Source organism: Streptomyces sp. NPDC047453 (genome assembly GCF_040643155.1).
Taxonomy (GTDB): Bacteria; Actinomycetota; Actinomycetes; order Streptomycetales; family Streptomycetaceae; genus Streptomyces.
This window is the reverse complement of sequence record NZ_JBEYTS010000002.1, coordinates 242,512-263,816: the sequence shown is the minus strand read 5'-3', so window position 1 is coordinate 263,816 and position 21,305 is coordinate 242,512. Positions and strand designations below refer to the sequence as shown.

General features: G+C 71.8%; 17 protein-coding genes. 13 read left to right on the top strand and 4 right to left on the bottom strand.

Translation table 11 applies throughout. From position 1 onward, the window contains the following. Positions 1 to 144: 144 nt before the first annotated feature. The 5 genes from ABZ818_RS03525 to ABZ818_RS03505 are packed head-to-tail and all read left to right on the top strand — an operon-like array spanning position 145 to position 7,603. On the top strand, positions 145 to 663 hold the full coding sequence (locus tag ABZ818_RS03525) for a hypothetical protein (protein WP_361410135.1): 519 nt from the start codon (positions 145 to 147) through the stop codon (positions 661 to 663). Further along, complete coding sequence (locus tag ABZ818_RS03520) at positions 663 to 2,054, top strand: hypothetical protein (RefSeq protein ID WP_361410132.1); 1,392 nt, start codon at positions 663 to 665, stop codon at positions 2,052 to 2,054. Before ABZ818_RS03525 ends, ABZ818_RS03520 begins: the two co-directional genes overlap by 1 nt. After that, complete coding sequence (locus ABZ818_RS03515) at positions 2,051 to 3,478, top strand: VWA domain-containing protein (protein WP_361410129.1); 1,428 nt, start codon at positions 2,051 to 2,053, stop codon at positions 3,476 to 3,478. Before ABZ818_RS03520 ends, ABZ818_RS03515 begins: the two co-directional genes overlap by 4 nt. A gap of 55 nt (positions 3,479 to 3,533) precedes the next feature. Next, a complete protein-coding gene (locus ABZ818_RS03510; protein ID WP_361410126.1) occupies positions 3,534 to 4,655 on the top strand; it encodes an AAA family ATPase in 1,122 nt (373 codons plus the stop codon). Beyond that, complete coding sequence (locus ABZ818_RS03505) at positions 4,652 to 7,603, top strand: hypothetical protein (protein WP_361410124.1); 2,952 nt, start codon at positions 4,652 to 4,654, stop codon at positions 7,601 to 7,603. The genes ABZ818_RS03510 and ABZ818_RS03505 overlap by 4 nt, the downstream gene beginning before the upstream one ends. Before the next feature lie 274 nt (positions 7,604 to 7,877). Here ABZ818_RS03505 and ABZ818_RS03500 read toward each other — a convergent pair whose 3' ends face one another. Further along, entirely contained in the window at positions 7,878 to 9,245 is a 1,368-nt protein-coding gene (locus ABZ818_RS03500) for a hypothetical protein (protein WP_361410121.1), read from the bottom strand. 366 nt (positions 9,246 to 9,611) lie between these two features. Here ABZ818_RS03500 and ABZ818_RS03495 point away from each other — a divergent pair, with 366 nt between their 5' ends. Further along, complete coding sequence (locus tag ABZ818_RS03495; protein WP_361410118.1) at positions 9,612 to 9,821, top strand: hypothetical protein; 210 nt, start codon at positions 9,612 to 9,614, stop codon at positions 9,819 to 9,821. A 5-nt stretch (positions 9,822 to 9,826) separates the two neighbouring features. Continuing rightward, complete coding sequence (locus tag ABZ818_RS03490; RefSeq protein ID WP_361410115.1) at positions 9,827 to 10,741, top strand: YceI family protein; 915 nt, start codon at positions 9,827 to 9,829, stop codon at positions 10,739 to 10,741. A 208-nt stretch (positions 10,742 to 10,949) separates the two neighbouring features. Here the strand turns inward: ABZ818_RS03490 and ABZ818_RS03485 are convergent, their stop codons facing one another. The 3 genes from ABZ818_RS03485 to ABZ818_RS03475 form a co-directional block, all read right to left on the bottom strand. Then, complete coding sequence (locus ABZ818_RS03485) at positions 10,950 to 11,816, bottom strand: hypothetical protein (RefSeq protein ID WP_361410112.1); 867 nt, start codon at positions 11,814 to 11,816, stop codon at positions 10,950 to 10,952. A 106-nt stretch (positions 11,817 to 11,922) separates the two neighbouring features. Beyond that, positions 11,923 to 12,951 (bottom strand): alpha/beta hydrolase family protein, encoded by a 1,029-nt coding sequence (locus ABZ818_RS03480; RefSeq protein ID WP_361410109.1) that lies wholly within the window; start codon positions 12,949 to 12,951, stop codon positions 11,923 to 11,925. A 216-nt stretch (positions 12,952 to 13,167) separates the two neighbouring features. Then, entirely contained in the window at positions 13,168 to 14,520 is a 1,353-nt protein-coding gene (locus tag ABZ818_RS03475) for a globin domain-containing protein (RefSeq protein ID WP_361410106.1), read from the bottom strand. A 439-nt stretch (positions 14,521 to 14,959) separates the two neighbouring features. Here ABZ818_RS03475 and ABZ818_RS03470 point away from each other — a divergent pair, with 439 nt between their 5' ends. Genes ABZ818_RS03470 through ABZ818_RS03445 form a run of 6 tightly spaced genes read left to right on the top strand, consistent with a single transcriptional unit; the run spans position 14,960 to position 21,304 of the window. Next, the gene (locus tag ABZ818_RS03470) at positions 14,960 to 15,913 is read left to right on the top strand and encodes an STM4015 family protein (protein WP_361410103.1); all 954 of its coding nucleotides are present in this window, start codon (positions 14,960 to 14,962) and stop codon (positions 15,911 to 15,913) included. Between the two features lie 7 nt (positions 15,914 to 15,920). Continuing rightward, positions 15,921 to 16,886: an STM4015 family protein gene (locus tag ABZ818_RS03465; RefSeq protein WP_361410100.1), complete on the top strand. Its 966-nt coding sequence runs from the start codon at positions 15,921 to 15,923 to the stop codon at positions 16,884 to 16,886. Further along, positions 16,867 to 18,234 (top strand): STM4014 family protein, encoded by a 1,368-nt coding sequence (locus ABZ818_RS03460; protein ID WP_361410097.1) that lies wholly within the window; start codon positions 16,867 to 16,869, stop codon positions 18,232 to 18,234. The genes ABZ818_RS03465 and ABZ818_RS03460 overlap by 20 nt, the downstream gene beginning before the upstream one ends. A gap of 1 nt (position 18,235) precedes the next feature. After that, positions 18,236 to 19,042, top strand: a complete 807-nt coding sequence (locus ABZ818_RS03455; RefSeq protein ID WP_361410487.1) for an STM4013/SEN3800 family hydrolase — start codon at positions 18,236 to 18,238, stop codon at positions 19,040 to 19,042. Next, entirely contained in the window at positions 19,039 to 20,415 is a 1,377-nt protein-coding gene (locus ABZ818_RS03450) for an STM4012 family radical SAM protein (protein WP_361410094.1), read from the top strand. Before ABZ818_RS03455 ends, ABZ818_RS03450 begins: the two co-directional genes overlap by 4 nt. 10 nt (positions 20,416 to 20,425) lie before the next feature. Next, complete coding sequence (locus ABZ818_RS03445; RefSeq protein ID WP_361410091.1) at positions 20,426 to 21,304, top strand: STM4011 family radical SAM protein; 879 nt, start codon at positions 20,426 to 20,428, stop codon at positions 21,302 to 21,304. Position 21,305 lies beyond the last annotated feature (1 nt).

Here is a 21,305-nt window from a genome sequence, read left to right as displayed (position 1 = left end):
GTGGACGTCCGGACGCCTCTCCGACAGGCGGCCGTACAGGCCCGCTCCCCCGCCCCCACGACCGTCTTCCGGGGCGTTGTCAGTGGTCGCCGATAGCTTCGATCATGTTCCGCCGAGGTGGCGTGAGCGCCCCCTTTCGCATGCATGGGAGATGGTGCGTTGTCGGTCTGGGAGAAGTCGAGCACGGCACGGGTGGTGCCGTCGGCGCGGCCGCGGAAGCTCGCGAAGGTGCCGTTCGTCGAGTTGGCCAACGGGCGGTTGCAGGGTGTGGTGTCCAGCGGGTCGGACATCGGGCGCGTGTACGTGTCCTCGGTCGAGGCGGGGACGTACGCGTTCGCTTGCAGCACCAACAACAACCGTCCCTGCGGCGGGGCCCGCGGCATGTTCTGCAACCACATACGCGCGCTCATCGGCGAGGCCGTGCTGCAGTACGGCGCCGAGCGCATGGCCCGGCACCTGAAGGTCGAGGTGGACGCGGCGGAGCCGGACGCACACACCGTCACCGCCGTCATGACGGCCACGCGCCCCGCCGCGGCCGGGAGTTCGGCCGCGGCCCGGGTGTTCAGCCGGTTCCTGCGGCACCTGGCCTACCTCGAACTCGCGCCGGGTACCGCACCGCTGCCCGAGATGCAGTGGTTCCCGACGACGAGGGCGGTGGCCTGATGCATGCCGATCTGCTCTCCGACGCCGTCGACGGCCTCGACGAGGCGCTCACGGCCGTGGACGGGTTCGACGAGGCCCTCGTCGCCGGTCTGCTGCGTCCGCAGCCCGGCCAGGCCACTGGACTGACCGGGCTCGCCGACGCCGTCGCCGGGACGCCGCTGGCCGCGCGGGTGGCCGAGGCCGCCGACAAGACGGCCGCCGGAGCCTCCGGCGAGGACCACTTCGTCGCGCTCGCCGCGGCCCGCACCGCCCTGCTCGGTTCCGTGCACGACGCGCTGACCGATCGTGTCGAGGAGGCCATCGGCCGGCCGCGGGTCGAGGAAGCCAACACCGAAGCGGGCGGCAACGAACAGGCGGCGAATCTGTACGCCGCGGCGCGCAGTTGGTTGTGTGATCTGGCGCGGGCCGGCTGGCAGGGCATCGACCACGAACTCGTCGACGGGGCCGCGCCGGTCGTCTCCGCGATGCTGCCCGACCCGGCGCTGCGCCGCCTGGCCACGCTGCTCGACGGTTTCGCCGCCGAACTCGCCGCCTCCTGCCCGGGGGCGACCCTGGAGCGCGTGCCCGTGCGCCGCTGGGCCGACCTGTGGTCGCGCGCCCTGCTGCTGACGCTGCCGGGCGCGGCGCGCGCGTCCGCCGTGGCCGAGGCGACCGGCCGGCTGCTGCCGCTCGGTGTCGACGTGCAGGAGCACGCCACCGCCGTACAGGCGCAGGTGCACGCGGTGTTCGAGCCCGCGGACGGTGGCACGCCCCGCCTGGTGCGCGCCTCGGTGTCCGCGCCCAAGCCGGACACGGTCGTCGGCGCCGGTCTGTGGCAGCTGCTGCGGCCGCGCATGTCCCTGCTGGAGGCCGTGAGCGAGGGCCGCGCCATGGACCTCGACGCGATGCCCGTCACCGCCGAGGGCGACCTGATATGGGACGACGCCCGTGCGCGTATGGGCGAGGCCGCCGAAGTCTTCGCCACCGCCCGGGTGGCCCTGCCCACCGCCGCCGCCTTCGCCGTGTCGCCGCTCGACCGGCACCCGGCCCGGATCGCGGTGCCCGTCCTGCTGGAGGGGTACGGCGTGGAGGAAGACGACGACAGGGTCTTCTTCCAGGTCGCCGGGTACCGCCTGGCCGTCGACACCGATCGTGTCCCGGCCGCCGGTCCGCTCTCGCCCGAGGCCGTCGCCGCGTCCGGCGCGTGTGTCGGGCTGCTGCGCTGGGACGCCGGGGAGTTCCTCCTCCAGCCGCTCGCCGTCGAACGGACCGTACGGAAGAAGACCGTCGCCGTGCACGCGGGGGCCTGGGCCGGAGGTACGACCGACAAGGCCGGCGTCCGGGCCGAGAAGGCCGCCACCGACGCCGTCGGCGTGCTGCGCGAACGTGCCGGAAGGCTGCTGCGGAAATGACCGAGGACATCACCGGACAGGCTGCCGACCCCGAGCCCGATCCGTACGACAACCGGCGGCAGGTCCTCTACTGGCGCCTGCTGGCCTGTCTCTTCGACCCGGAGGAGCAGGCCGGCCTGGAATCGGCGAGTCTCGCCGTGGTCGAGGACATCGGCCTGCCGTCCGCGCTGCTCGATCCCGGTGCGTCGGTCGACTCCGTCGTGCAGCGGCATCCGGAGCTGGCCGCCGAGTTCGACGGGCTGATGGCACCGGCGCCGGACGAGGACGGCGCGCGCGACCGGGCCGCCGAGGTGCGGCGGGCGGCCCTCGCGTCGAAGGTACTGCTGAACGTGTTCGCCTCCCACCCCGGCACCGTCACCGCGGAGCAGCTGGCCCGCTGGCAGTCCGACGCCGGCTGGCTGGAGCGGGCCCTGGGCTGCCGGCCCGGCGAACTGCGCGGCGGACGTGGCGGCACCCACCCGGGAGTTGGCGGGGGTGTCAGCCCGACCGGCACCGGAATCGGCGGCCCCGCGCCCGACCTCAGCCGGCTGATCCCCGCGATCGGCCCGGAACTCGGCTCCATCGAGGGCGATCTCGTCAAGCGCATGCACCTGCGCGAGGTGCTGGCCGACCCGCAGCTGGCCTCGCGGCTGACGCCGAGCATGTCCCTGATCGAGCAGTTGCTGCGCGACAAGAACAACCTCTCCGGCGTCGCCCTGGCCAACGCCAAGGCGCTGATCCGCCGTTACGTCGACGAGGTCACCGAGGTGCTGCGCACCCAGGTGGAGAAGGCCACGGTCGGCGAACTCGACCGGTCCGTCCCGCCCAAGCGCGTGTTCCGCAACCTCGACCTCGACCGCACCATCTGGAAGAACCTCACCAACTGGAGCCCCGAGGAGGAGCGGCTCTACGTCGACCGCCTCTACTACCGGCACACCAGCCGCAAGACGACGCCCCAGCGGCTCGTCGTGGTCGTGGACCAGTCGGGTTCCATGGTCGACTCGATGGTCAACTGCACCATCCTGGCCTCCATTTTCGCCGGACTGCCGAAGGTGGACGTCCACCTGATCGCCTACGACACCCAGGCTCTGGACCTCACTCCCTGGGCGCACGACCCGTTCGAGACGCTGCTGCGCACCCAGCTGGGCGGTGGCACCGACGGCACCGTCGCCATGCGGCTCGCGCAGCCGAAGATCGCCGAGCCGCGCAACACCGTCGTGGTGTGGATCTCCGACTTCTACGAGTGGCGCCACCAGGAGCTGTTCGACAGCATGGCCGCCATTCACCGCTCGGGGGCGAAGTTCATCCCGGTCGGCTCGGTGACCAGCTCCGGGCGCGGCAGCGTCAACCCGTGGTTCCGGGAGCGTTTCAAGGACCTCGGCACGCCGGTGATCTCCGGACACATCAAGAAGCTCGTGCACGAACTCAAGACGTTTCTGACCTGATCACCGACCGTACGTCCGCGTCGTTGTGATCACCCCGTGGAAAGGCCCTTCCCTCATGTCCGACCTGCTGCGCGCCCCCGCCGAGATCAAGTACGCCGAGGAGCTCGACTGGCTGGAGTCGATCGACGACAGTCCCAAGCCGTTCTCATGGCGCCTGTCCCCGAAGATGGTCCGCCTGTTCATCCTGGGCTCCGAGCGCTCCGACGGCCTGGACCGGGAGATCTCGCAGAAGTGGTTCGGCGACCGCAGCTTCGTCGAGCGTTCCATCGTCACCCTCGCCTCGGACCGCGGTCTCCTGCTCATCGGCGACCCCGGCACAGGGAAGAGCTGGCTGGCGGAGCTGCTGTCCGCCGCGATCAGCCGCAACTCCACGCTGGTGGTGCAGGGCACGGCGGGCACCACCGAGGACCACATCAAGTACTCGTGGAACGTGTCCATGGTCATCGCCAAGGGCCAGTCGCGGGAGTCGATGATCCCCTCCCCGATCATGACCGCGATGGAGGCCGGTGCCATCGGCCGCTTCGAGGAGCTGACCCGGTCCACGAGCGATGTCCAGGACGCGTTGATCTCGATCCTCTCCGAGAAGTACATCTCCGTTCCCGAACTGGAGAGCGGCGGCAGTGACAACATCGTCTTCGCCAAGCCCGGTTTCTCGATCATCGCCACGGCCAACAGCCGCGACCGGGGCGTCAACGACCTGTCCTCCGCGCTCAAGCGCCGCTTCAACTTCGTCCGCATCCCGGTCGTGACGAACAAGAAGAGCGAGGCGGAGATCGTCCGCTTCCGCACCGAGGAACTGCTGCGTCGGCACTCGATCGACCTCGACGTGCCGCCGACCCTGCTCGACGTGCTCCTGCAGAGCTTCGCCGACCTGCGCGCGTCTGCCGCCTCGGCCGGCAGCGACGACGAGAAGCTGGAGTCGGCGCTGTCGACGGCCGAGCAGATAGGCGTGCTGGAGGACGCCGTCCTGCACAGCAACTTCTTCGGCGAGCGTGCCCTGACCGCGCGCACTCTCGCCTCCTCGCTCGTCGGCTCCCTCACCCGCCGCGAGCCCGAGGACCTGGCCATCCTCAACAAGTACCTGCACGGTGTCGTCGAGCCGCGCAGCAAGGAGGAGGGCGGCTCCTGGCCCGAGTTCCTGGAGGGCGGCCGCGACGCGATCGCCACGCTGTCATGAGCGGGTCCCAGGAGAGCGGCACGTTCGCCGGGCTGCGCGGGCAACTGCAGGAGGCCGCCGCCACGTTCGCGGGCGGCCCCGACGCCCTGGAGGGCATCCTCCTCGGCATGGTCGACGACGTCGACCGGGCGGTGCGCGAGCCGCTGGAGATCTTCCCCGTCTGCCATCACTCGCCCGCCTCGGCGACCGCCATGGCCCGGCGGCTGCGCGAGAAGCAGCCCAAGGTGGTCTACCTGGAGCTGTGCGAGGACATGGCACCGCTGCTGACCGAGCTGCGCAACTGCCGGCTGCCGGTGGCGGTGCAGGCGTTCGCCGGTGACGTGGACGGCTTCCCCCGGGACTGGGCTCCGCTGTCGGTCGTCGCGCCGATCACCGAGGCGTCCGCCGAGTACCAGGCCATCGCGTACGCCCTGGACACCCCGGGTGTGGAGCTGGTCCTCGTGGACCGGTCGGCGGACCACGTCTTCCAGTGGGACACCGGCGGCGAGCAGACGCGGGAGGCCGCACCGGAGGACACCGAGCCGCCGGCCGAGGCCGCGCTGCACGGCGAGGCCGTCGGCGTCGAACTCGGCGACCTCCGGCCGCGCTTCGCGGAACTGGAGGAGCACCTGCTGCGCCACGGCAGGGTGCGGCACTGGTCGGAGTGGTGGCACCAGTACGTCGAGGTGCCGCTCGGCGACAGCGCCGCCGACCACGACACCTACCGCCAGGTGATGCTCCTCGTCGGCAGCCTGTTCCGGCGCCTCGCTCCGGGCGACGGCGCCCGGGTCCGCGTGGACGAGGACCGCGAACGGTACATGTGGACCCGGATGCGCGAGCACCTGGCGGCAACCGGAACCGATCCGGCGGACTGCCTGTACGTGTGCGGGGCGTTCCACGCGGTCAGCCGTGTCGAGCAGTTCGGCGTGCACGGCAGCACCGACACGTTCACGATCTCCCCGCGCACCGCCACCACCTGGCAGTACGGGCTGATCCCGTCCAGCCACGCGGCGATCGAGGCGCAGTTCGGTCTTGCCGCCGGCTCGGTGTCGATCGCCTCGACGGAGTGGGCGAAGAGCCTGAAGCGCACCCCTGTGCAGCCGTACCGGCTGGCGGGCCAGGCGGGCACGAAGAAGTCCCCGGCGAAGAAGTCCCCGGCGAAGAAGGCCTCGGCGGCGAAGGCCCGGGAAAGCCAAGCCACCGTCCCGGCGCCGGAGTCCGCCGCCGCGGACCGGTTGTCCGGCTTCCTGCGCAGGCCGCCCGTGCTCGACGGCCTGGACGAGGCCGAACTGCTCGGCTGGTCGGTGGACATCGTGCGCGCGGCCCGGCGCAACGGCTATCTCGCCTCCACCGCCGACGCCATCGCGGTGTTCGAGACGTCGGTCCTGCTCGCCGGGATGCGGGACCGGGCCAAGCCCACGCCGTACGACTTCCAGGACGCGGCGGTCACCTGCATCGAGAAGGACGTCGTGCCGGGGCGGCGGGACGTGCGGCGCCTCGTCGAGATCATGATGGGCGGCGACCGGATCGGCCAGGTCGGCTACGAGGCGCTGCCGCCGCTCGCCCGCGATGTGCACGACCGGCTGGCGCCGCTCGGACCGAAGCTCCAGCAGCGCGGCGTGCAACGGGCCCTGCTGGACATGGCCTCCCGGCCGGAACTGCAGGCCTGCTCCGACGTCCTGTGGATGCTGCGGCGCCTGATGCCGCACGGCACGGCACGGCCGATCATGGGCGAGCGGCGGCTCGGTGAGCGTTCGATCCAGGAGTCCTGGGACCTGGCGCTCGGTACCCATCAGCGGGCCCTCATCGAACTCGGTTACGAGGGCGTCAGCATCGAGCAGGTCCTGGAGCAGCGACTGCGGCGCGACGCGTACGGCCCGCAGGCCACGACCGCGACCGTACTGACCGCGGTCGAGGACGCGACCCTGTACCTGCGCAGCCGCCGCCTCGCCGACGAACTCGGCACGCACGCGCTGAAGGTGCTCGCCACCGAGCGCAGCGTCGACGGAGCGCCGGAAGTGCTGCGCCGGGTGCGCGGGCTGCTGGCGTACTACCGCACCAGCGAACCGGTGCTGCCGCAGTGGATCGAGTCGTTCGTCAAGACCGGCTACGCCCACTACTGCACGCTGCTGCCGGTGGCGTTCCGGGACGAGGACGCGACGGTCGGGCAGGTCGCGGCGATGCTCGGCTTCCTGTTCAGCATGGAGAACCTCGCGCTGTCACTGGGCTGCGACCGGGCCCAGTTGGAGCTGGCGGTCGCCCAGTCGCATCCCGAGGAGCCGTCGAAGACGGCCCTGTTGTGGGCGGCGCAGGTGCAACTCGGCACGCTGTCCCGGGCCGAGCTGCGGGGCCGGTGCGACGCGCTGCTGGACAATCCGCTGGTGGTGCCCGCCTATCCCCGTTACCTCAGCGGCTTCGTCCACGCGTTGGAGCCGGTGCCGGGGTTGGCGGACGTGGTCGTGGAAGCGGTGTCGAACGCGTTCGGGCGGCTGCCCGACGAGGTACTGCTGCCGTGGCTTCCGCTGCTCATCACCACCATGCGGTCCGGCGCCGCGGAGCTGGCCCCGCTGCTGATCCGCGAGGCCGGGCGGATCTTCCCGGGGCGGCTGGCGGCCTTGGACGCCTGGATACCACCGTGGCGGATGCCCCCGGTCCCGCCCGCCACCCGCCGGACGCGGTCCGAAGGGCACGACCGCCAGGGCGCCGCACTGCTCCCGGCGCATCCGGCGACCTGCGACGCGGTGGCGGACCTGCTGGGCTGCACGCAGGGGTGGACGCCGGCCGAAGTCCACCCCCCGTCGGGCGTCGGGTTGCTGGCCGCGCATCCGGCGACGTGCGACGCGGTGACGGACCTGCTGGGCTGCGACGGCGCGTGGGCGACGTCCGGCTCTGCGCCTTCGGGCGCCGCGCTGACGAGCCGGCATCCAGCCACGGCGAAGGCCTTGGAGTCCCTGCTCACGAGCACATGAGAGCGAGCGCTTACGGCGCCGGCCGAGTCCTGGGCCCACCAGGATCCGGCCGGCCCGGCGTGCCGGTCAGCGGGCGTCCGCGTTGCGACGTTGCCAGCCCGAGTTCCGGCTGCTCCCTGACGACCTCTGACGCCTTCCGGACCATCCTCCGCCCCGCCCACGCGGCGGAACATCCTCCCGAGGCCGGCGCGCAGTGAGCGACGGCGGCCGGTCTCCATCGCCCGAGCGGCAGGTCCAGCCGTCCTGGCCGGTCGGCGGCAGGGCGGCCGGGCCGTCACTCCGCCGAGCGGGCCCCGCCCGGTGCTTCGCCCAAGCCGCTGAAGTCATCGATCGGGCAGTCCGCCGGGGTACGTTCGCCCATCGTCGCGGTCGTGGCGGCCCGTTCGGCGAGGCCCTCCGGATAGCCACCACGCTCGGCCAGGAAGCGGACCCAGTCCGGGAAGAGGGCATGTGACGACGCGGTGACGGGGTGGTCAGGCCTCCAGTCGTGGATCAAGGCGTACTGGGACTGCACCCGGTGCGGGGACGGCTGCAGTTCAGTACCCGGCAGAGCGCCCTCCAGCCATTCCTCGGCGAGGGCCGCCGCCCCCTCCGCGTCGGGGCGCCGGCCGCCGTTCCGCTCGGCGTACCACTCGGCGAAGGCCTCCTCGGCCCACCGCGTCTCGACGTCCGCGTACAGCGACCGGCGGAGCGGCAGCGCCTGACCGCGCTTGCGCAGTGCGCGGTCCAGTTCGTGCAGGCGGCGGTTGGCGCGATACCACTCGTCCAGCCGCTCGCGGTTCTCCGTGCCCCGCAGCATCTCCTCGCCGAGATCCAACTGGACGAGGCATTGCAGATCCGCCTGATCGGGTACGTGCGGCGCGCAGTGTCCGGCCGTCTCGCCGACGGCCGACCGCCAGGCCGCAGCCGCCTGCGCGAAGTCTTCGTGGGAGCCGCCACCGGCCAGGCACGGGCCCTCGCAGGCATCGACGTCCCACAGATAGACATGGCGGTCGGCCCCACCGGGATAGGCGAACTCCGCCAGCACCCCCATCCGCGGCAGATAAGGATCCCGCAGCAGCCGAAGCTCGCCTGTGGCGGTCGGCTTGGGCAACAACCGCAACCACTCGGGCGGTCGCGTCGTCCTGCGGACCTGCTTCTGCACCCGGTTCATGGCACGGAGCGTCACCGCGCACAGGTCGGGCGTCCCGATCGACGCCATACCGTGCAGCAGCCGCCAGGGCGCCTCCCACGCGCCGCCGGTCCCCTCCAGGCCGGCCCGGACCTGTTCGGACGCTGCCTGCGCAAGCTGCTCGAACCAGGCACCGAACCACAGACCGCCGCCATCGCCGTGCACCCGCTCAAAGAGTTGGCCCCCCAGCAACGCAGCCGTCGCGTCCTCCAACTCACGTGGCCCGAAGGCTCCGAGCAGCACACCTGCCTCGTCAAGCACGCGAGCGCTCGACTCGGCGTACCAGTCGGCCTCCTGCTGGTCATGACCGAGGCCCTGAGCGACTGCGGCCAGAGCCGACCGTTGCTCAGGCAGGAGAGCGCCGCCGAACAGAGTCTGCTCCGCGCCGCGGGACACAGCGGCCGGGCCCGCGCTACCCCTCTTCGAGGTCTTGGCCTTCTTCGACTTGCGTGGACGTGATACGGGTGACATGTGCCGCACCCTACGGTGCCGCCCAAAACGCCACCTACCTTGGGCCAGGGCCTCACAGGGACCGGGCTGTGCTCGGACGACGTGGTCGATCATCGCGGGGACGGCGTCGTCGCCCGAGACCTCGCTCCAGCGGCCGACGGGCTTGTCGCTGGTGGGCGGCCTGCGGCGTAGTGGCCTGGACGACCGCCTGGCTCCACCCGGTCGGCGGAGCCAGGACGCTTCCCGCTCCGCGCCGCGCGGAACCGGCGCCGGATGCGTCGGGTCGGTGGCGATTCCGCGTGCTGCGCGTGAACATCGTCGCGCGGCGGGTGCTCTTCGCCACAGCGACGCGCAAAGCAGTGAGGTCGAGGTGTCACCATTTGCCCCGTGGATGTGCAGATTTGCGATGGCCTCGCCATTCAATTCACCGTCACATCAGCTCTGATCAAGGGAAACACTACCTCCTCACAAGCTGCTTTAAGATCGTTAATGATCTGGTTCCCCCATGCCCGCATCCTGACCCCGGATGCTCTTGGCAATCGCGATCACAACCGGCTGCGCGGCACGCGCGACAGCCACACGTGTGCAGAAAGGTGAACACCATGGCCCTCGGACTGCTCCGCCGTCGGCGTTCTCACAGCGCCTCCGGTGCCGCGCCGGGCCTTTCCATTCCCCTGCCGCCCGGCGCGGGCGCGTTCGGCTGCGAGGTCGTCGACCCCATGGGGCAGCCCATGGGCGGAGCCGAGGTCACAGTGACCGCGCTGGACAGCCACCGCGTCGTGACCCACGGCACCACCGACCCGTACGGCTTCTTCATGGCGGCGCTGCCACCGGGCTCCTACAGTGTGCGGACCGCGGCCGAAGGCCTGTCGCCCGCCCGCGAGACCGTCGAGATTGCCGCCGGCGTGGCCCCTGCCCCGGCGCGCATCACGCTGGAGCCCGCCCGTCAGCTGGAACTCCCGCCGCCCGGTACCTGGTTGTTCGACCCGCCGCACACCGCGATCCGGTTCATCGCCAAGCACGTGGGCATGGCCCATGTCCACGGCCGCTTCACCCGCTTCGACGGCGGCATCCGCGTCACGCAGAACATGACCGATTCCCAGGTCTCGGTGCGCATCGACGCCTCGAGCATCACCACGGGCAACAAGACCCGTGACAACCACCTGCGTTCCGCCGACTTCCTCGACGTCGCGCGTTACCCGTACATCGACTTCGTCAGCACCCGGTTCGTCTACCGCGGCGGCTCCAAGTGGACGCTGCACGGCTCGCTCACCATGCACGGCACCAGCCGTTCCGTCGGCCTGGACACGACATACCTCGGGACGGTGAACGGCGGTTACGAGCAGGAACTTCGCTGCGCGGCGCTGGCGAAGGCGGAGCTGCACCGCGAGGACTTCACCCTGAACTACCGCTCGATGCTGGCCCGCGGCATCGCGGTCGTCGGACCGACCGTCCAACTGGAGCTGGACGTACAGGCGATGTACCGCACCCCCGACACGCCCACGCCGCCGGAGTAGACGCGCCTCCGTACGCTCACGCAGCGTACGGGCCTACCTCCTGGCGTGCGCCCCCGCGCGCCCCTAACGGTGGCGCTCATGAACGTGACCACGCCCCACACATCCACCGTCGCCAGGACATTCGCACAGCAACTGTCCTCCACCCGTCGCGGCGCACGGCTCGCCCGGTTGCTCGCCGCGGGGCCTTCGTACGACGACCGCTTTCGCCTCACGGCCTGCTCAGGAGGGTTTCTCTCAGTTGGTCCGTGTTCATCGCCACCAGGTGTGGCACGCGGTCGTTCCACTGGGCGGCCAGGTTGTCCAGGGCCTGTACGACGGATCGGCGTATCCGGCGGGCGGCAACGGCGAGTACGACCGTGACGACCGGTCGCAGGAGTCGGCGGCCGCGTAGGGAGACGGTGACGTGTATTTCCCACCTGCCGTCGTCCCGGGACGGGGACGGCCGGGGCACCGCTCGCACGTCCGCCCGGAACCAGGGGTGGTCGAGCCGAGCCGCGGCGGGGGCTGAGGGCGGAGTGCGGTCGGTGTCTGCGGCGGGCCACCAGTCGTCCAGCCGTACCCGGGCGCGGCCCGTAATACCGAACAGCGTGCGCGCTGACGCATCGCCCCACGCCCGGCCGCTGATCTCGACCAGGCTCGGGCGGTCGGGGCTCTTCAGTGCCGCGTCCAGTTCGACGTTCATTTCGTCTGAGACCAGGGCGAGTTCGAGGCGGACAGCGTGGCGGTGATCCCACTCTCTGACGGTGATCTGTACGGTTTCGCTCGCGTCGGCTTCCTCGCTGGTCCCGGACCCGTCCGCGTCCGCATCCGCTTTCGCGTTCCCGGCGTCGCCCCCGTCGTCGTCCTCGTTCTCTACCTCGACCTCGACGTCGATCTCCGTGAGGTAGACCGAGCCGGGTCGCAGGTGCCGCCCTTGGGTCAGTCGGATGTCCGGGATCACCTGTCCGTCGGGCAGTACGAGCCCCTGCCCATCCGCCTGGCTCTCCTCCGCCAGGGTGCGGATCACGGCCAGTGCGTCCACGAGCCACGGGTAAGGGACCGGCTCGACGACCACCTTGTGTCTGACGGAAACCATGCCGACAGTCTGGCCAGTCGGGCGCCGGTCTTCCATGGCGCGGCACGGCAGAACCACGTCGGGCTGCTTGCCAGGCACCGGCAAGCAGCCCGAGCGGGCAACGGTGTCAGCCGTCGACGTGCAGGGCGCCCAGCAGCATCGGCAGGGAGGCGTGCAGTTCGCGCTGCCAGTATGCCCAGCCGTGGGTTCCCGGTCCGTAGAAGTTGGTGGTCACGTGCTGAGCGCCGACACGTTCGAGTTCGGCGGCCAGGGCGTGGTTCTGGCGGTTGAAGTCGGCCTCGAGCGCGCTCGTGCTGCCCGGGGAGTCCAGAGGTCCGGTGGTGCCGTCACCGCACGACAGGTACACGGGGACCGACTTGAGCCGCTGGGCCAGGTAGAACGGGTCGTGCGCCTCCCAGACGCCGCGCTGGGCGACCGGGTCGCCCCAGACCCGCAGCGGGTCGCCGCCCTGGCCGGCGAAGAAGCCCATGATGCGGTTCACCGACTCCTCGTTCAGCAGCGGGTGCGCCGAGCCGGAGTACGCCGCGGTCGCCTTGAACATTCCGGGGTGCCGGGCGGCGTACAGCAGGGCGCCCTGGCCTCCCATCGACAGGCCGGCCACGACGCGGTTGGCGCCGGCGGCCCAATCGCGCTCCAGGAGATGCCGCAGTTCCACGGTGTGGAAGGTCTCCCAGGCGGGGTCGCCGCCCTGGCCGTCGTTCCACCAGTCGCTGTACCAGCCGTTCCAGCCGGCCTCCGGCATCACCACGAGCACTTTGCGCAGGCTGTCGATCCGAGCGACGTCCGTGAGGGTGGTCCACGAGGTGTAGTCCCCGCAGCAACCGTGCAGCAGCCAGAGGGTCGGCCAGTGCTGTCGCCGGTCGCTCGGGTCCCAGCCGTCGGGGGTGAGGAGCCGGACCTTGACCGTCCGGCCGCCCAAGGCCGCCGAGCGCACGGACAGGTCGACCTGCCGGTCCGCGACCTGAGTGGTCGCGACGACCTCGGCGCCTCGCGGCTTCGGGGAAGCGGGAACGGTGGCGTCGGCCGCCCCTGTGGCCGTGGGTGAGTCGGCGTGCGCCAAGGCGATCGGCGCGGTCGGCATGAGTGTGAGAAGCAGTGCGGAGACGACGAGCAGGACTCGGGTTCGAAGGGTCATCGCGGCTCCCTGTGGTTGGTCGCGGCTCGAGCGTTCTTCGACCGGGCGGGGTCAACTCCTCTGGGGCGCACATGTCGCGGCAGCCTGATGTTGCCAGCCGTGCGGGTTACACGAAAGCCCTGCCGTTCCTTGCGGATGGCAGGGCTTTCACGTACGAGGGCCTCGACCAGCTTCCGGTCTTCTCCGGAGGGAGGCGGCGGCCGTCGCGGCGGTCGGTCACGCCGGGATCGACTGCCCCTGGAACATCCGGGTTCCGGCCGAGCCGAAGTCCCCGACGGATCCGGGCAGGTCACGCGGACCGGCCGGCAGCGGGTCGTGGCGGACATGGTCGGCGGGCAGCCCGGCGCGGGTGAGCGCGGCCGTCACCGTCCGAACCATCGCCGGCGGCCCGGCGAGCAGGGCGCGGCCGGCCGCGGCGGGGCGGCTCCGGGTCACCGCGCGGGCCAGGCGGTCGTACACGCCCTCCCCTGGGGTCCCGCCCGTCACCGGAACCACGGTCAGCCACGGGCGGCTCCGTTCGACCTCGGACAGGTACTCGGTGTCGTACAGGTCGGACAGCGCGTCCGCGCCCAGGAAGAGCCGTACCCGGCCCACCCGGTGTTCGGACGCCGGGCTCAGGCGGCCGTCCAGTTCCTGCAGCAGCGCCTTCATCGCGGCCCAGCCGGTGTCCCAGGCCACCAGCCGGAGTTCACCCGTCGGCTCCTCGCCGAGTGCCAGATTTCCCTTGGGGGGACCGAGGCGTATCCGGTCGCCGACCGCGGTGTGGCGCACCAGGGCCTCACTCACGCCGCCGGGGCCGGTGCACCGGACATGGAACTCCAACTCCCCGTCCCGGCCGGGCTCGCCCGCCAGGTAGTAGGGGCGCCAGGTGTGCGGCAGCCGCCCGGACTCCAGCGCGGTGTACTGCCCGGCCCGGTACCGGAAGGTCTCGTGCGGCCGCACTCGGAGCACCGCGAAGTCCGGGCCGCACAGCCGATGCGCCGTCACCGTGGCCTGCCAGCACGGCGGCTCGTGCAGCGCCGCTTCCGCACCCCGCACCATGGCCGTGACCCCTAAGCGCACCATCCGGACCCACGCCTGCTCGAGTTCCGCGGTCCAGTGCTCGCCGGCACGGATGCGCAGCGCCTCGCACAGCGCGGTTTCGAACGCCGCGTACTGCGCCGGACGCACGCCGAGCTTGCGGTGGTCGCGGCCCAGCTGGGTGAACGTCGCGGTGATCTGGTCGGGCCTGTCCAGGTGTTCGAGCAGGAACCAGAACGCCCTTGCCAGGTGGGCCTGCTGGAACGCCATCTCGGCGGGGAAGAGCGACCGCAGGGAGGGGTGCCGGGTGAACAGCGCCTGGTAGAGGTGGGCGATCAGTTCCTCGAACGGGGCCACCAGGTCCAGATCGCGCATGATGGTCCGCTGGTCGGCGACCCCGTCGTACGGCTGCCCGGCCGGGCCGCGGAGACCGCCGCCGCTGCCGCCGTCCGCGCCCGGGAAGCCTCCGGAGGAGAGCATCTGCCGGCGCAGTCGCATCGCGTCGTGCCGGGCGAGGAGTGCGTGGTACGTCCCGTCTTCCGCGCTCATGATCAGCGTCCCCTCCGCGTCTCGCGCCCGACGGCGGTCAGCCGCGCGGCGTCCGGTCCAGCCGCGCCCGGGGCGGCGGCCGAGGCCGGAGCGCACCGGGCCCCCGGGCGGTCCGGTGCGCTGCCCGGGAGCTGGCGGATGAGTCGAGGCATGGGTGGGCTCCTGAAGAGACGTGTGAGGAACGGTGGGGGGACACGACGGGGACAAGGGACGATCCGTCCACTGAAACCGCAGGTCAGTATGGCATTAGGGGCAAATACCCCAACGTCCCTGGGTGCCCGGGTCGTTAGGCCCTGGACAGGACCAACCCCGTGCTCTCCGGACTCAGGTCACACCCCGAACCACGGCCCCCACCCAGCCCGTCACGCCGATGTCAGAGCCGCTTGGTACAACTCTTCGCGAACAGCGCAATGCGTGAGAGCCCCAGGAGGCCAGCGACATGTCCCACGTCGAGCATCTGAAGGAACTGCACGGCCTCCCGGCCTTCGACTTCGCCCGGTTGGCGGGGAAGCGGGAGCTTCCGGAGGCGGGCGCCGCGGCCTGGTGGCTGGCCGTCGAGCCCTACGGGGACTCCCCGCAGGACTTCGGCGACCTGTGGGACCGCTTCCTCGGCTCCGTCGATCCCACCGGGGTGCGCGCGATCATCGTGGGTCAGTGGGGTGAGCCGTACGACAACGACTCCAGCGGCATCGTGCGGCGCCTTGTGGATGCCCGTGACCGGCTGACCTCGCTCCGGGCCGTGTTCATCGGGGACCTGGAGATGGAGGAGGCGGAGATTTCCTGGATCGAGCAGTCCGATGTCACTCCGGTCCTCGAGGCATATCCGCTGCTGAAGGAGTTCGGGATCCGCGGCGGCACCGGGCTGCGCTTCCCGGCGGTCCGGCACGAGCACCTGCGCACGCTCCGCTTCGAGGCCGGCGGCCTGCCCGGCGAGGTCGTGCGCGGTGTCGCCGCCAGCGAGCTTCCCGCGCTGGAGCACCTCGACCTGTGGCTCGGCGTGGAGGAGTACGGCGGTGACACGGGGGTCGCCGACCTCGCCCCGATCCTGGCCCTTGGACGCTTCCCGGCGCTGCGTCATCTCGGCCTGCGCAACAGCGAGATCCAGGACGAGGTCGCCACCGCCGTCGCCGGAGCCCCCGTCGTCGCCCAGTTGACGTCGCTCGACCTGTCGCTCGGCGTGCTCACCGACGAGGGCGCGACGGCGCTGCTCGGCGGTCAGCCGCTCACCCACCTGACCCGGCTCGACCTCCACCACAACTTCCTGAGCGAGCCGGTGGTCGAGCGGATCCGCACGGCGCTGGAGCCGTCCGGCGTCGAGACCGACCTGTCGGAGCGCGGCGAGGTGTGGGAGGACGACGGCGTCGTCCACCGTTTCACCGCGGTCGCGGAATGAGGCGGTCTTGACCATCGTCGATCACTTCGAGACCTTCCACGGGCTGCCGGTCTTCACCCTGCCGGAGCCCGGCGACAAAGCGCTGCCGACCGCGAGCGACGTGGCCTGGCGCCTGGACTGCTACGCGGCCGGGGAGATTCCGTTCGCGGAGCTGTGGCGGAGCTTCACGGACCGGGTGCCGAGCACACAGGTGCGGGCCCTCGTCATCGGGCCCTGGTGGGACGACGAGTACACCGAGTTGCGTCCGGCGCTGGAGCTGATCGTGGCCGAAGCGGAGCGCTTCCCCGCGCTGCGCGCCCTGTTCCTCGCCGATGTCACCGGCGAGGAGTGCGAGATCTCCTGGCTCCAGCTCACGGATATCACCCCCGTCCTGAGGCGCTTTCCGCTGCTTGAGGAGTTGGGCGTCCGCGGCGGCGACTCGCAGGGCCTCGGCGAGGAACCCCTGTCGCTGCGCCCGGTGCGCCACGACGCGTTGCGTGTGCTGCGCTTCGAGTCGGGCGGCCTGCCCGGCCAGGTGGTGCGCTCGGTCGGTGCCTGCGAACTGCCCGCGCTGGAGCGTCTGGAACTGTGGCTCGGCGTGTCCCACTACGGCGGCGACGCGACGGTGGCCGACCTCGCGCCGCTCCTCGTCCAGGGGCGCTTCCCGGCGCTGCGCCATCTCGGTGTGCAGAACAGCGAGGTGCAGGACGAGATCGCGGCGGCCCTCGCCCCGGCGCCGGTCGTGGCGCAACTGGAGTCGCTGAGCCTGTCCATGGGCACGCTCACCGACACCGGTGCCGAAGCCCTGCTCCTCGGCCAGCCGCTGGGCCATCTCAAACGGCTGGACCTGCACCACCACTTCCTGAGCGAGTCCATGGCCGACCGGATCCGTACCGCCTTCGACTCCACCGGGACCGAGGTCGACCTGTCGGATCACCGGACTCCGAACAGTTGGAGGGACCAGGAGTGGCGGTATGTCGCGGTCTCCGAGTAGCGCGGCGCCCGCCTCCGGCCTTCGGTTCGCCGTCGTCGGCAATCCCGAGAACCGGCGGACGACGATGTTCGCCGACGCCGTTCACGCGGCCGGTCACCCGGCCCCCCGCGTGCTCGCCTGGCGGGACGTGCTGCGCGGACGGTGCGCCTTCACGTCGGGCGAGTTGGTACGGATCGACTCCCCCGGCGAGAACGCCGAGGTCGACCGGTTGCTGCGGGACACCGACGACCCCACCCGGGTCGAGGGAACGGCTCTGTGGCACCGCCGTTTCACCGCCGCGGTCCGGGAGGTGACCGTCGCGGCTCGGCGTGCGGGCGCGGCGACGACCGCCGAGCCGGAGGACGTCGCGGTCATGTTCGACAAGCGGCTCTGCCACGCCCGGCTCGCCGCCGCGGGCGTCCCGGTTCCCCCGGCCCTGGCGGGTCCGGTCGGCGGCTGGTCCGGGCGGGACGGGCTCCGGGAACAGCTGAGGGCGGCCGGTATCTCACGGGCGTTCGTGAAGCCGGCGCACGGGTCGTCGGCCTCCGGTGTCGTCGCGCTGACGGTGGGGGGACCGGGCCGGGTCAGGGCGACGACGTCCGTGGAGACCACTGCCGATGGCTGCCTCCACAACTCCCTCCGGGTGCGGCACTTCACCTCGGAGGCCGAGGTCGCCGCCCTCGTCGACGCCTTGGTCCCGGACGGGATCCACGTCGAGCGGTGGCTGCCGAAGGCCTCGCAGGGCGGCCGGGCCGCAGACCTGCGGGTGGTCGTGGTGGCAGGGCGCGCCACACATGCCGTGGTGCGGACCAGCCGGCACCCCATGACGAATCTGCACCTCGGTGGCGCCCGCGGCGACCTGGACGCGGCACGCGCGGCGATCCGGGCCGCGGGTGGCGGCTTCACCGATGTGCTGGAGATGGCCGAGCGGGCGGCAGCGTGCTTCCCGGGCACCCTGTGCGTCGGCGTGGACATCCTGCCGGTGACGGGCTGGCGCCGCTTCGCGGTCGGCGAGGTGAACGCCTTCGGCGACCTGCTGCCCCGCCTCACCGGCCTGCCGGGCAGCGGTGCCGAGGGCCTGGACACGTACGCCGCACAGGTCGCCGCGGCCCCGACGTTCGTGCAGTCCGCCGCACCAGCCGTCCAACAGAACACCGCACGCACCCCGACAGCGGCCGCCGCACAAGCCGCTGTGCAGGACGCCACACGGACCCCGGCACCAGCCCCCGCACCGGCCGCCGCCACTGCCCCCGCAGCCGCCGCACCAGCCACCGTGCAGAACGCCGCACGAGCCGCCGCCTCGGTCCCCGCCCGGGCCGCCGTCCGGCGAGCAGAACGCAAGGAGCACCACCATGACACCACCGCTTGACATGAACGACGTCGTGGGAAGCCACGACATCCTGTTCGTCACGCTCGACACACTCCGCTACGACGTGGCGCGGGAGTTGGCGGCGGCCGGACGCATCCCGAACCTGGCCCGGCATCTGCCCGGCGGCACCTGGGAGCGCCGGCACGCCCCCGGCAGTTTCACCTACGCCTCCCACCAGGCGATGTTCGCGGGCTTCCTGCCGACACCGGCCGCGCCGGGCCCGCATCCTCGGCTCTTCGCAGCCCGTTTCGCGGGCAGTGAGACCACCGCGGACGGCACCTTCGTCTATGACACCCCCGACCTGGTCTCGGGTCTGGCCGCCGTGGGCTACCGCACCGTGTGCATCGGCGGCGTCGGCTTCTTCAACAAGCAGGGACCACTGGGCACCGTACTGCCGGAGATGTTCCAGGAGAGCCACTGGGAGCCCGAGTTCGGAGTGGCCTCCCCCACGTCCTTCGAGGCCCAGGTGGCCCGTGCGGAGAAGGTCGTCGCCGAACTCCCGCAGGGCCAGCGCCTGTTCCTGTTCCTGAACGTGTCGGCCCTGCACCAGCCCAACTGGTTCCACCTCCCCGGGGCCACCCGCGAGGCGGGCGACACAAGGGCCACCCACGCCGCGGCGCTGGAGTACGTGGACCGGCACATGGGACGGCTCCTGGCCGCCGTCGCCGGCCGCCGTCCGTGCTTCGCCGTCGTGTGCTCCGACCACGGCACGGCGTACGGCGAGGACGGCTACAGCGGCCACCGCATCGGCCATGACGTCGTCTGGACCGTGCCCTACGCCCACTTCTTCGTCGACGGGGCCCGATGACCATGGCCATCACCAGCACCGAGGCGGCGGCCGCGGCCGGCACCGTCCGCCCGTACCAGCAGTACGTCTACGCGTATCCGCACAAGACCGCGTACCGTCCGCTCGCCCGGGAGCGGGCGTCCCTGGGCGCGCTGTGGGCGGATGAGCCGAAGGACGCCCTCTCGCTCTACTTCCACATCCCGTTCTGCGAAGTCCGCTGCGGCTTCTGCAATCTCTTCACCCGGATCGGGGCGCCGGAGGGTCTGACCACCGCCTACCTGGACGCGATGGAACGTCAGGCAGGCGTGGTGCGCGAGGCGCTGGGCGAGGGAGCGCGCTACGCCAACGCGGCCTTCGGCGGCGGCACTCCGACGTTCCTGGAGGCGGCCGAGCTGGAGCGGCTGTGCGATCTGGCCGAGCGCGGCCTGGGTGCCGACCTCGCCGCGATCCCGCTGTCGGTGGAGGCCTCCCCCGCCACGGCGACCGCCGACCGGCTGTCCGTGCTGGCCGACCGCGGCACCACGCGGCTGAGCCTGGGCGTGCAGAGCTTCGTCGACTCCGAGGCGCGCACGGCCGTACGCCCCCAGCGCCGGGCGGACGTCGAAGCGGCCCTCGCCCGGATCCGCGACACCGGCATACCCGTCCTCAACATCGACCTGATCTACGGCATCGACGGCCAGACCGAGCAGTCCTGGACCCGTTCCCTGGACGCCGCCCTCGCCTGGCAGCCGGAGGAGCTGTACCTCTACCCGCTCTACGTGCGCCCGCTCACCGGTCTCGGCCGGCACCGCGGGACGGCGCCCGGCGGCGACGCCGATTGGGACGAGCAGCGGCTGCGGCTGTACCGGCACGGGCGCGACCACCTGCTCGCGCGGGGCTACGAGCAGGTGTCGATGCGCATGTTCCGCCGTGCGGACGCCCCCGCCACCGGCGGAGAGGACTACGCGTGCCAGACCGACGGCATGGTCGGCCTCGGCTGCGGCTCCCGCTCCTACACCTCCACGCTGCACTACTCCTTCGACTACGCCGTGGACATGCACCGCATCCGAGGGATCATCGACGACTACACGGCACGCCCGGCCGACGACTTCCGGCACGCGGACTTCGGCTGGGAGATGGACGCGGACGAGTCCCGGCGCCGCCATCTGCTCCAGTCGCTGCTCCAGGCCGAGGGCCTGCCCGTAGCGGACTACCGGACCCGTTTCGGCACCGCACCGGGCGACGACTTCGCCGCCGAGCTGGACCGGTTCCGCGAGCGGGGCTGGCTGGACGACGGCACGGGCGCGGAGTCGCTGCGGCTGTCCCCCGAGGGCCTGGCCCACTCCGACGCGCTGGGGCCCGAGTTGTTCTCCGCCGCGGTGCGCGAGCGCATGGCCGCGTACGAACCGAAGTGACGGAGCGCGCATGGACCTGACGATCCTCTACCGCGGCCCGCTGGCGTCGTGCGACTACGACTGCCCGTACTGCCCGTTCGCCAAGCGACGGGACAGCCGCGCCCAACTCACCGCGGACCGCGCGGCGCTGGAGCGTTTCGCCGCCTGGGCGGCCGCGCAGCACGAGGACCGGCTCTCGCTGCTGTTCACGCCGTGGGGCGAGGGCCTGGTGCGGTCCTGGTACCGGCGTACGCTCGCGGAGCTGAGCCGGCTGCCGCACATCCGCCGGGTGGCGATCCAGACCAACCTCAGCTGCCGTACGGACTGGCTGGACACGGCCGACCTGGACACCGTCGCCCTGTGGTGCACCTTCCACCCCGGGCAGACGCCGTACGACCGCTTCCTGGCCAAGTGCCACGATCTGGCCGCGCGCGGTGTCCGCCACAGCGTCGGCGTCGTCGGGCTTCCCGAGCACCTGGAGCAGGCGCGCCGGCTGCGGGACGATCTGCCCGACCACGTGTACCTGTGGGTCAACGCCGCGGAGGGCCACACCTACACCGACGCCGAGGCCGACCGGTGGACGGCCCTGGACCCGCTGTTCCCGTACAGCCGCCACCCGCACCGCAGCGCGGGCCTGCCCTGCCGTACGGGAGAGTCGGTCATATCGGTGGACGGCGAGGGCACGGTGCGCCGCTGCCACTTCGTCCGGTCGGAGCTGGGCAACCTGTACGACGGCTCCTACCGGCGGGCCCTGCGTCCCCGACCGTGCCCGCTGGCCGTGTGCGACTGCCACATCGGCTACGTCCACCTGGAGACGCTGCCGCTGTACGACGTGTTCGCGGGCGGCGTCCTGGAACGGATCCCGGACGTGCCGCCCGCGGTTCAGCTCTTGATTCCGACGTCCCGGTAGC